Annotated in this window: 1 protein-coding gene; it reads right to left on the reverse strand. The window is 74.9% G+C overall.

Features of this window, described 5'->3' with window-relative positions:
* Positions 1–5: 5 nt before the first annotated feature.
* Positions 6–11393, reverse strand: coding sequence for an SDR family NAD(P)-dependent oxidoreductase (locus tag LX83_RS22905; protein WP_308204028.1), 11388 nt, complete (start codon positions 11391–11393; stop codon positions 6–8).
* Positions 11394–11396 lie beyond the last annotated feature (3 nt).

Genomic DNA, 11396 nt, shown 5'->3' on the forward strand with positions numbered 1-11396 from the left:
TGCGGTCACCCTCTTGGCGTTTCGAGTTCGTCGTCAAGGATGTCGAACAGTTCGTCGTCGGTGGCCGCGTCGACGTCGGCGTCCTGGTGGTCGGGCCGGCCGGTCAGCGCGGCGAGCATGCGCTGCAGCCGGTCCGCGACGGCCGCCCTGGTCGGCTCGTCCGACGCGAGCGTGGCGACGGTGTCGGCCAGCCGGTCCAGGTCGGCGAGCACCGGTTGCTCGGCCGGCCCCAGACGCGTGCCCAGGTGCGCGGCCAGCGCGGCGGGCGTGGGGTGGTCGAAGATCAGCGTGGCCGACAGGCGCAGCCCGGTGGCGGCGGTGAGCCGGTTGCGCAGTTCGACCGCGGTGAGCGAGTCGAAACCCAGTTCCAGGAAGCCGCGTCCGGTGGCCACCGCGGTGGGCGTGGCGTGCCCGAGCACGGCGGCGGCGTGGCCGCGCACCAGCTCCAGCAGCGCCCGGTCCCGGTCCGGCCCGGACAGCCCGGCCAGGTCCGGTCCGTGCTGCGGTGCGGCCGGCCGCACCAGCTCGCGCAGCAGCGGCGGCACCGTCCCACCCGCCGGCGGTGCGGCCAGGTCCAGCCGCACCGCGGCCACCACCGGTTCCCCGGCCACCAGCGCGGCGTCCAACAGCGACAGTCCCTGCTGGACGGACAGCGCGCGCATGCCCGAGCGGGACATGCGCTCGACGTCGGCGCCGGTGAGGTGGCCGGTCATGCCGCTGCGTTGTGCCCAGAAGCCCCAGGCCACCGACACCGCGGGCAGGCCAAGGGCGCGGCGGTGCCCGGCCAGGGCGTCGAGGAAGGCGTTGGCCGCCGCGTAGTTGCCCTGGCCGGGCGTGCCGAACAGCCCGGCCGCCGCCGAGAACAGCACGAAGGCCCGCAGGTCGCGGTGGCGGGTCAGCTCGTGCAGGTGCCAGGCGGCGTCCACCTTGGGCCGCAGCACCGCGTCGATGCGTTCCGGGGTCAGCGAGGTGAGCACGCCGTCGTCGAGGACACCGGCCGTGTGCACGACTCCGGTCAGGTCGGGGATGTCGGCGAGCAGGTCAGCCAGGGCCGGCCGGTCCGCGGCGTCGCAGCGCACCACCCGGATCCGGGCACCCAGCTCGGCGAGATCGGCGAGGTCGGCCGGGTCGCCGCCGCCGCGGCTGGCCAGCACCAGTGACCGCACCCCGTGCGCGGTGACCAGGTGTTCGGCCACCAGGCGGCCCAACGTGCCGGTGCCGCCGGTGATCAGCACGGTGCCGTCCGGCCCGAACACCGGTTCCGCCGGGTCGTCGGCCGCCGGGTCGAGGGACGCCAGCCGAGGCGCGTAGGCCTGGCCGGCGCGGATGGCCACCTGCGGTTCACCCGTGCTGAGCACCCTGTCCAGCAGCGGCGCGGGAATGTCGTCGGTGTCGGTGTCCACCAGGACGAACCGGCCCGGGTGCTCGGTCTGCGCGGAGCGGACCAGCCCCCAGACGGCGGCGCCGGTGAGGTCGGGCACGGCCACGTCGGGGCCGGCGGCGCCGCGGGTGAGCAGCACCAGCCGGGACGGCCGGTCCGCGTCGAGGTGCTCGCGCAGCGCCTCGACCGCCCGGTGCACGCCGCGGTGGGTCGCCACCACCACATCGTCCACTTCGGACGCCACCGGGTGGGTGGTGTGCTCCTCGCCGTGCCGGCTGTCCTGTTCCGGGAGCGGCCGCCACGCCACGCGCCAGAGCGCCCGCGGCGGCAGTGCCCGCGCGGTGACCGGGCGCAGCGCCAGCGAGTCCACGGTCACCACCACCGCGCCGGTGTGGTCGACCGCGGTCAGCGACACGCCCTCGGCCACCCGGGACAGGCGCACCCGCAGCGCTGTCGCGCCCGCCCGGTGCACGGTGACTCCCCGCCAGGAGAACGGCAGCAGCGGCCGGCCGTCCGCGTCCAGCAGGCAACCGGCCGCGATCGCGTGCAGTGCGGCGTCCAGCAGCGCGGGGTGCAGCCCGAAGCCGTCCGCGCGGGTGCCTTCCGGCAGCGCCACCTCGGCGACCACGTCCTCGCCCGCGCGCAGCACCGTGCGCAGCCCCTGGAACACCGGCCCGTACTCCAGTCCGGCCTCGGCCAGCGCCGGGTAGAAGTCGGTGGTGTCCACGGCGCTCGCGCCGGCCGCGGGCCAGGTGACGGTGTCCGCCGCGGCCCGCGCCGGACCGAGCAGGCCGTCGGCGTGGCGGGTCCAGTCCACGGCGCCGACCGTGCGGGAGTGCACGCTGACCGGCCGCCGGCCCTCGGTGTCGGCCGCGCCGACCGACACCTGCACCTCAACCCGGTCCTGGTCGGTCAGGCTCACCGGGGTGTGGATGGTCAACTCCTCGACCCGCGCGCAACCGACCTCCGCGCCGACCCGCGCCACCGCCTCCACGAACGCCGCGCCCGGCAGCAGCACGGTGCCCCGCACGGCGTGATCGGCCAACCACGGGTGCGTCCGGCAGGACAGGGTGCCGGTCAGCAGCGCGCCGTCGCCGTCGGCCAACGCGACCACCGCGCCCAGCGGGTGCCCGGTCTGGTCGGGGACCGCGGCGCGCTGACCGGTTTCCAGCCAGAACCGCTGGCGCTGGAAGGGGTAGGTGGGCAGCGGCACCGGTCGGCCCGGTGACACCGCCGGTGCCCAGTCCACCGGCACGCCGTGCACGTGTGCCTCCCCCACCGAGGTCAGCATCCGGTCCAGTCCCCCGTGGTCGCGGCGCAGCGAGGTCAGCACCACCGCGTCGGCGGCAGCCGCGTCGACGGTCTCCTGCACCGCCGAGGTGAGCACCGGGTGCGGGCTGACCTCGATCAGGAACCGGTGCCCGTCGGCCAGCAGGGCTCGAACGGCCCGCTCGAACCGCACGGTCTGCCGCAGGTTGCGGTACCAGTACTCGGCGTCCAGTTCGGCCGGTCGCGTGCTGACCGTGGAGTAGAACGGCACCGCGGGCGGGCGCGGGGCCAGCCCGGCGAGGTCGGTCAGCAGCCGCTCCCGGATGGCTTCCACGTGCGCGGAGTGCGACGCGTAGTCCACCGGGATGCGGCGGGCCCGGTCGTGGACGGCCAACAGCACCTCCAGCGCCTCGGGGTCGCCGGACACCACCGTCGACTGTGGACCGTTGATCGCCGCGACGGCCAGCCCGTCGACGAGCCCGGACACCTGGTCGGCCGGCAGCGGCACCGACACCATGCCGCCGCGGCCGGCCAGCGCGGCCAACGCGCGGCTGCGCAGCGCGACCACCCGGGCGGCGTCGGCCAGCGTCAGCGCGCCGGCCACGCACGCCGCCGCGATCTCGCCCTGGCTGTGCCCGACCACCGCGTCCGGTTCGATCCCGTGCGCCCGCCAGACCTCGGCCAGCGAGACCATCACGGCGAACAGCGCCGGCTGCACCACGTCCACCCGCCGCAGCGCGTGCTCGTCGCGCAGCACGTCGAACAGGGTCCAGTCGACGTGCGGGGCGAGCGCGACCGCGCAGTCGCGCATCCGCTCGGCGAAGACCGGTGACGCGTCCAGCAGGTCCCCGGCCATGCCCACCCACTGCGAGCCCTGGCCGGGGAACAGGAACGCCACCTTGCCCGGCGCGCCCGCCTCGGCGCGCACCACCGCGGGGGCGGGTTGGCCGGCGGCCAGCGCGGCCAGGCCGCGCCGGAACCCGTCGGGTCCGTCCGCGACCACCACGGCCCGGTGCCGCAGCGGGGTTCTGGTCGTGGCCAGCGAGAACGCCACGTCCACGTGGTCGGGGTGGTCGTTGTCCAGGCAGGCCAGCAGTTGCCCGGCCTGGTCGCGCACGGCCTGCTCGGTGTGCCCGGACAGCACCCAGGGCACCGCCCGCCCACCCGTCGCGGCCGGCGCCGGCTCCGCGTCCTCGGCACTGTCCGGTGTGGACGGCTGCGGGGGTTCCTGGAGGATGACGTGCGCGTTGGTGCCGCTCATGCCGAACGAGGACACTCCGGCGCGGCGGGGGTGGCCGCTGCTCGGCCAGGGCTGGTTCTCGGTCAGCAGTTCCACCGCGCCGGCCGACCAGTCCACGTGCGGTGAGGGGTCGGCCGCGTGCAGGGTGCGCGGCAGCAGGCCGTGGCGCATGGCCATGACCATCTTGATCACCCCGGCCACCCCGGACGCCGCCTGGGTGTGGCCGATGTTGGACTTCACCGACCCGAGCCACAGTGGACGGTCTCGGTCCTGGCCGTAGGTGGCGATGAGCGCCTGCGCCTCGATGGGGTCGCCCAGGCTGGTGCCGGTGCCGTGCGCCTCGACCGCGTCCACCTCGCCCGCTTCCAGTCCCGCGGTGGCCAGCGCCTGGCGGATCACCCGCTGCTGGGCGGGCCCGTTGGGCGCGGTCAGCCCGTTGGAGGCGCCGTCCTGGTTGACCGCGCTCGCGGCCACGACCGCCAGCACCGGGTGGCCGTTGGCCCGCGCGTCGGACAGGCGTTCCAGCAGCAGCAGGCCCACGCCCTCGCCCCACCCGGTGCCGTCGGCCGCCGAGGAGAACGCCTTGCACCGGCCGTCCGCGGCCAGTCCGCGCTGGCGGCTGAACGCGACGAACGCGTCCGGGGTGGCCATGACCGTGGCGCCGCCGGCCAGCGCCAGGTCGCACTCGCCCTGCCGCAGCGCCTGCGCCGCCAGGTGCAGCGCGACCAGCGAGGACGAACAGGCCGTGTCCACCGTGACCGCGGGGCCTTCCAGCCCGAAGGTGTAGGCCAGCCGGCCGGACACCACGCTGGTGGCGTTGCCGGTCAGCAGGTGGCCCTCCAGCCCGTCTGGCGCGCCCTGCAACCGGGCGCCGGCGTAGCTCTGGTAGCCCGCGCCGACGAACACACCGGCGCGGCTGCCCCGCACCGAGTGCGGCGCGATGCCGGCGCGTTCGAACGCCTCCCACGCGGTTTCCAGCAGCAGCCGCTGCTGGGGGTCCATGGCCAGCGCTTCCCTGGGTGAGATCCCGAAGAAGTCGGCGTCGAAGTGCGCCGCGTCGTGCAGGAACCCACCGGCGCGCGCGTAGGAACGCCCCGGCCGGTCGGGGTCGGGGTCGAACAGCTCGTCGAGGTCCCAACCGCGGTCGGTGGGGAATTCCCCGATCGCGTCACCACCGTCGGCCACGAACCGCCAGAACCGCTCCGGGGTGTCCAGGCCGCCGGGGTAGCGGCAGCTCATCGCCACGATCACGATCGGGTCGGCGTCCACGTCCACTGTGGACAGGCGTGCCGGTCGCGCCGCCGGGTCGGGCGTACCGAGCAGCCGCTGCCCCAGGTAGCTCGCGAGCGCGCTCGGCGTGGGGTGGTCGAACACCAGGGTGGCCGGCAGGCGCAGCCCGGTCTGCTCGGCCAGTCGGGTGCGGATCTCCAGCGAGGTCAGTGAGTCCACGCCGAGTTCGGCGAGGGCGCGGTCCGCGGGGACCGCCGCTGTCGAGCGGTGGCCGAGGACGGCGGCCAGGGTGGTGGTGACCAGCTCCACCAGTGCCTGGTCCCGCTCCGCGCCCGCCAGTCCGGCCAGTCGCCCGCGCAGGTCCGACCGGTCACCGGTGGGCTCTTCGTTCGGGGCGGCCTCAGCGATCTCGCTGATCAGCGGCCGGGGTCGGGCCGAGGTGAACAGCGGCGCGAACCGCGCCCAGTCCACATCGGCCACGACGAGCGTGCTCTCGTCGCGGTCCAGCGCCCGCCGCAGTTCGGCGATGGCCCGGTCGGGCGGCATGGCCGGCAGTCCCAACCGGCGCAGCCGGTCCTCAGCCCCCTGGTCGGTCACCATGCCGGCACCGGCCCACGGTCCCCACGCCACCGACGTCGCCGGGAGCCCGAGTGCCCTGCGCCGCTCGGCGAGCCCGTCCAGGTAGGCGTTGGCCGCCGCGTACGCGCCCTGCTCGCCACTGCCCCACACCCCGGCCACCGAGGAGAACAGCACGAACGCGTCGAGCCGCCGATCGGCGAGCAACTCGTGCAGGAGGGCGGCGCCGCGCACCTTCGCGCCGGTCAGCTCCGCGAACGCGTCCGGATCGGTGTCCGCCAGCGGCGCGGTCGTGCTGGTGCCGGCGGTGTGGAACACGGCGGTCAGGTCGGGCAGGTCGGCCAGCAGCGCGGCCAGGGCACTGCGATCGGTGACGTCGCAGGCCACCGCGGTCACCGCCACACCCAGTTCGTCGGCCAGTTCCGCGCCGCCCCCGCCGCGGCTGACCAGCACCAGGTGCTCGGCCCCGGATCGGGCCAGCCAGCGGGCCAGGTGCCGGCCGATCCCGCCGGAACCACCGGTGACCAGCACCGTGCCCCGCGCACGCCAGGTCCGGTCGGCCGGGGCGGCCACGTTCGCCCGCAGCAGCCGGCGGGCGAAGACACCCGAGGACCGGATCGCCACCTGGTCCTCTCCGTCCACACCGGACAGCACGGCCTCCAGCCGGTCGAGGGTGGCCGCGTCCACGGTGTCGGGCAGGTCGACCAGGCCACCCCAGCGCTCGGGCTGTTCCAGACCGAACACCCGGCCCAGGCCCCAGACCATCGCCTGGTCGGCGTCGACCGGGCCGTCCGACCGGTTCACCGCGACGGCGGACTGCGTCGCCAGCCACACCGGCGCGGTCAGGCCGACCCGCCCCACCTGGTCGATCACGGCCAGTGCGGCCGCCGCGCCCGGGCACAGGCCGAGCACACCAGCCGGCTGCTCCCGCCCCAGCACATCGGCGTCGATCCGCGGCACAACGCGCGCCCCGCGCCCGGCCAGCGCCGCCGCCACCGCGGTGTCCGAGGCGGCCACGACCAGCCACCCGGCCAGCGACGCCGGGCCGCGCCGCTCCGGCAGCGCCCGCCAGCCGATCCGGTACCGCCACCCGTCCCCTGTGGACTCGCGGCGGGGTTCGAGCCAGTACCGCTGCCGCTGGAAGGGGTAGGTCGGCAGCGGCACCCGCCGCGCCGGGCCGATCAGCTCGGTGAAGTCGACCGGCACGTCCCGGACGTGGAGTTCGGCCAGTGCGGCGAGCAGCGTGTCGGCCTCGGGCCGGTCCCGACGCATCAGCGGGACCGTGACCGGCTCCTGCTCGGCGTCGGCCACGCAGTCCCGCACCATGGCGCTGAGCACGGCGTCGGGGCCGAGTTCGACGAAGGTGGTCACGCCCTGGTCCGCCAGCCACCTGGCCGCGTCGAGAAAGCGGACGGTGTCCCGGGCGTGCCGCACCCAGTAGTCGGGTGCGGTGAAATCAGCGGGCTCGCCGGTGAGATCACTGATCACCGGGATGCTCGGCGGTTGGCTGGCCAGGCGCGCGGCGATCGCACCGAACTCGGCGAGCACCGGGTCCATGCGCGGCGAGTGGAACGCGTGGCTGACCCGCAGCCGTCGGGTTCTGCGGCCCTGCTCAGCCCAGTGCCTGGCCACCCGCAGCACGGCGTCCTCGGCACCGGAGACCACCGTGGCCTCGGGCCCGTTGACCGCCGCGATCGCGGCCGCCTCGGTCATCCCGGTCAGCGAGGCGGCCACCTCGGCTTCGGATGCCTGGATGGACACCATCGCCCCACCCTCGGGCAGTTCCTGCATGAGCCGGCCCCGCGCGGCGACCAGCGCGCACGCGTCGGGCAGCGACAGCACGCCCGCGACGTGTGCCGCGGTGATCTCCCCGACCGAGTGCCCGAGCAGGTAGTCCGGTCGCAGCCCGCACCGCCAGGCCAGCCGGAACAACGCGACCTCGACGGCGAACAGGGCGGGTTGGGTGAACTCGGTCTGGTCGATCCGCTGGTCGCCGGGGTCCAGCACCACCTCCCGCAGTGGCAGGTCCATGTGCTGGCAGACCTCGTCGAACGCCTCGGCGAAGGCGGGGAAGCGGTGGTGCAGTTCGCGGGCCATGCCGGGGCGCTGGGCGCCCTGTCCGGTGAACAGCACCGCGAGCCCACCCCTGCGACCGGGAGCGGCCTGGATCACCGTGCTGGCCGGGTTCCCGTTGGCGAGGGCGGCCAGTCCCTGCCGGAACTCCTCGCGATCCGCGCCGAGCACGACCGCGCGCCGGTCCAGCCGAGGACCGAACGCGGCCAGGGAGAAGGCCACGTCACCGAGATCCAGCTCCGGATCGGCGTCCAGATGCGACAGCAGTTGGGCCGCCCTGGCGCGCAGCGCCGGCTCGGTCCGCGCCGAGAGCGGCCACGGCAGCGGCCGCGGTGCGGCGGCCCGCGAGGGCACGGGCTGGTCTCGCGGGCCCTGTTCCAGGATCACGTGCGCGTTGGTGCCGCTCACCCCGAACGAGGACACCCCGGCGCGGCGGGGCCGGTCACCGCTCGGCCACGGCTGGTTCTCGGTCGCCAGTTCCACCGCGCCTGACGACCAGTCCACGTGCGGGGAGGGTTCGTCCACGTGCAACGTCCGGGGCAGCACACCGTGGCGCATGGCCATGACCATCTTGATCACCCCGGCCACCCCCGCCGCCGCCTGGGTGTGCCCGATGTTCGACTTGACCGACCCGAGCCACAGTGGACGGTCCCGGTCCTGGCCGTAGGTGGCCAACAGCGCCTGCGCCTCGATCGGGTCACCCAGCCGCGTGCCGGTGCCGTGCGCCTCCACCGCGTCCACGTCCGCTGTGGACAGTCCGGCACTGGCCAGCGCCTGTCGGATGACCCGCTGCTGCGACGGTCCGTTGGGCGCGGTCAGGCCGTTGGAGGCGCCGTCGGAGTTCACCGCGCTGCCCCGCACCACCGCCAACACCTCGTGCCCGTTGGCCCGCGCGTCCGACAACCGCTCAAGGACCAGCACGCCGACGCCCTCGCCCCAGCCGGTGCCGTCCGCCGCGGCGGCGAACGGCTTGCACCGCCCGTCCGGGGCGAGCCCGCGCTGCCGGCTGAACGCCAGGAACGCCGTGGGCGTGGCCATCACCGAGACACCACCGGCCAGCGCGAGCGAGCACTCCCCCTGCCGCAGTGCCTGCGCGGCCAGGTGCAGCGCCACCAGCGAGGAGGAACACGCGGTGTCCACGGTGACCGCCGGCCCCTCGAACCCGAACGCGTAGGCGGTCCGCCCGGACAGCACGCTCGCCGAGTTCGCGGTGGTCAGGTAGTCCTCACCGCCCGTGCCGGCCGCGGCCACCAGGGTGCCGTAGTCCTGGCCGTTGGTGCCGGTGAACACCCCGACCCGGCTGCCGCGCAGGGTGTTGGGGTCGATCCCGGCCCGTTCCAGCGCTTCCCAGGTGGACTCCAGCAGCAGCCGCTGCTGCGGATCCATGGACAGCGCTTCGCGGGGGCTGATGCCGAAGAAGTCGGCGTCGAACCGGTCCGCGTCCTGGATGAACCCGCCCTCGCGCACGTAGGTGCGGCCCGCGCGGCCGGGCTCGGGGTGGTAGATGCCGTCCACATCCCACCCCCGGCTGGCCGGGACCTCCCCGATCGCGTCCCTGCCCTCGGACACCAGCTGCCACAGGTCTTCCGGCGTGGCCGCCCCACCCGGGAAGCGGCAGGCCATCGCCACGATCGCGATCGGCTCGCCCGGGGACGCGCTCGGTGCGGCCGTGATCGGCGCGGTGCCGGCCGGGTGGCCGAGCAGTTCGGCACGCAGGTGGTCGCCGAGTTCGGCCGGGGTGGGGTGGTCGAACACCAGGGTGGCCGGCAGCCGCAGCCCGGTGGCGGCGCCCAGCCGGTTGCGCAGTTCCACGGCCATCAGCGAGTCGAACCCGAGATCCCGGAACGCCCGCCTGGCGTCCACTGGCGCACCCTGCTCGTAGCCAAGCACGGCGGCGGTGTGCGCGCACACCACGTCCAGCAGTCCCGCCGCGTCCACGGCCGGCGGCTGCTCGTCCACCGCGGGCACCAGGTCACGCAGGACCGCCGGCACCACACCGGACACGGCTGACAGCTGGAACCGCGCCGAAACCAGCACGGCCTCGTCCCTGGCGACGGCGGCGTCGAACAGCGCGTGACCGTCCTGCTCGGACAGTGCGACCAGGCCGGCACGGCGCACCCGCTTGCGATCGGTTTCGGTGAGTCCGCCGGTCATGCCGCTGTCCCGTGCCCACAGCCCCCACGCCAACGCGGTCGCTGGCCGGCCAGCCGCCCGCCGGTGCTGGGCGAGGGCGTCGAGGAACGCGTTGGCCGCCGCGTAGTTGGCCTGACCGGCACTGCCCAGCGTGCCCGCGGCCGAGGAGAACAGCACGAACGCGGACAGCTCGCGGTCTTCGGTCAGCTCGTGCAGGTTGACCGCACCGTCCACCTTGGACTTGAACACCCGGTCCAGCGTGTCCTCGTCCTGCGCGGCGAGCACCCCGTCGGCCAGCACACCGGCCGCGTGGACGACCGCGCTCAGGTCGGGGATGCCAGCGAGCAGCCGCGCCAGTTCGACCCGGTCGGCCACGTCGCAGGCGACCGCGGTGACGGTGGCGTCGAGATCAGCGAACGCAGCGGGGTCACCGCCACTCCGGCTGACCAGGACCAGGTGTTCCACCCCGTGTGCGGTGACCAGGTGCCGCGCGATCGACACCCCCAGGGCACCCGTTCCGCCAGTAATCAGCACCGTTCCGCGCCCGAAGTCCGGTGTGCGGTCCAGTCCCCTGGCTACGGCGGCGAGCCGGGGCACTCGGGCTGCACCGCGACGCACCGCCACCTGCGGCTCACCCGTGGCCAGCACCGCCGCGAGCGCGTGGCGGGACTCGTCGGTTCCGTCGAGGTCGACCAGCACCACGCGGTCGGGATGTTCCTGCTGCGCGGCCCTGGCCAGGCCCCACACCGCGGCCAGTGCCGGGTCGGGGGCGCGGTCGCGGTCATCGGTGGCCACCGCGTTGCTGGTGACCAGGACCAGTTTGGCCGCGCCCCGGTCGGTGGCCACCCAGTCGCGCAGCAGCCGCAGCGCGCGCGACGCGGCCGAGCGGGCCGCCGAGGCCAGGTCCCCGGTCGGCGTGGTGAGGTGTTCGAGCACGAATCCGGGCGGCACGTCGGGCGTCCGATCGGTGGCGGTGGCCAGCCGGGTCCAGTCCACTCGGAACAGTGCGTCGTGCCGGTCGGGCGCCACCGCGTTGCCGGTCCGCAACCAGTACCGCTGCCGTTGGAAGGCGTAGGTGGGCAGGTCGTTGATCCGACGGGCCGCGGGAAGCACCGCGGTCCAGTTGATTTTCGCGCCGTGGACGTGTGCTTCGGCCAGTGCGGTGAGGAAGCGGTCCTGTCCGCCGTCGTCGCGGCGCAGGGTACCCAATGTCACCGCCTGCGCGCCGGTGTCATCGATGATGTCCTGGATGCCCGGGACGAGCACGGGGTGGGGGCTGGCCTCGATCACCACCCCGGCACCAGCATCCAGTGCCTGGCGGATGGCCTGATCGAACCGCACCGTCTCCCGCAGGTTGCGATACCAGTACTCCGCCGTCAACTCACCAGTGTCCAGACGCTCACCCGTCACCGTCGAATAGAACGGCACCCCACCCGAAACCGGCTCAAGCCCCACCAACCCGCTGAGCAACTCCGCACGCACCGCCTCCACCTG

The organism is Goodfellowiella coeruleoviolacea, from assembly GCF_024171785.1.
Classification (GTDB): domain Bacteria; phylum Actinomycetota; class Actinomycetes; order Mycobacteriales; family Pseudonocardiaceae; genus Goodfellowiella; species Goodfellowiella coeruleoviolacea.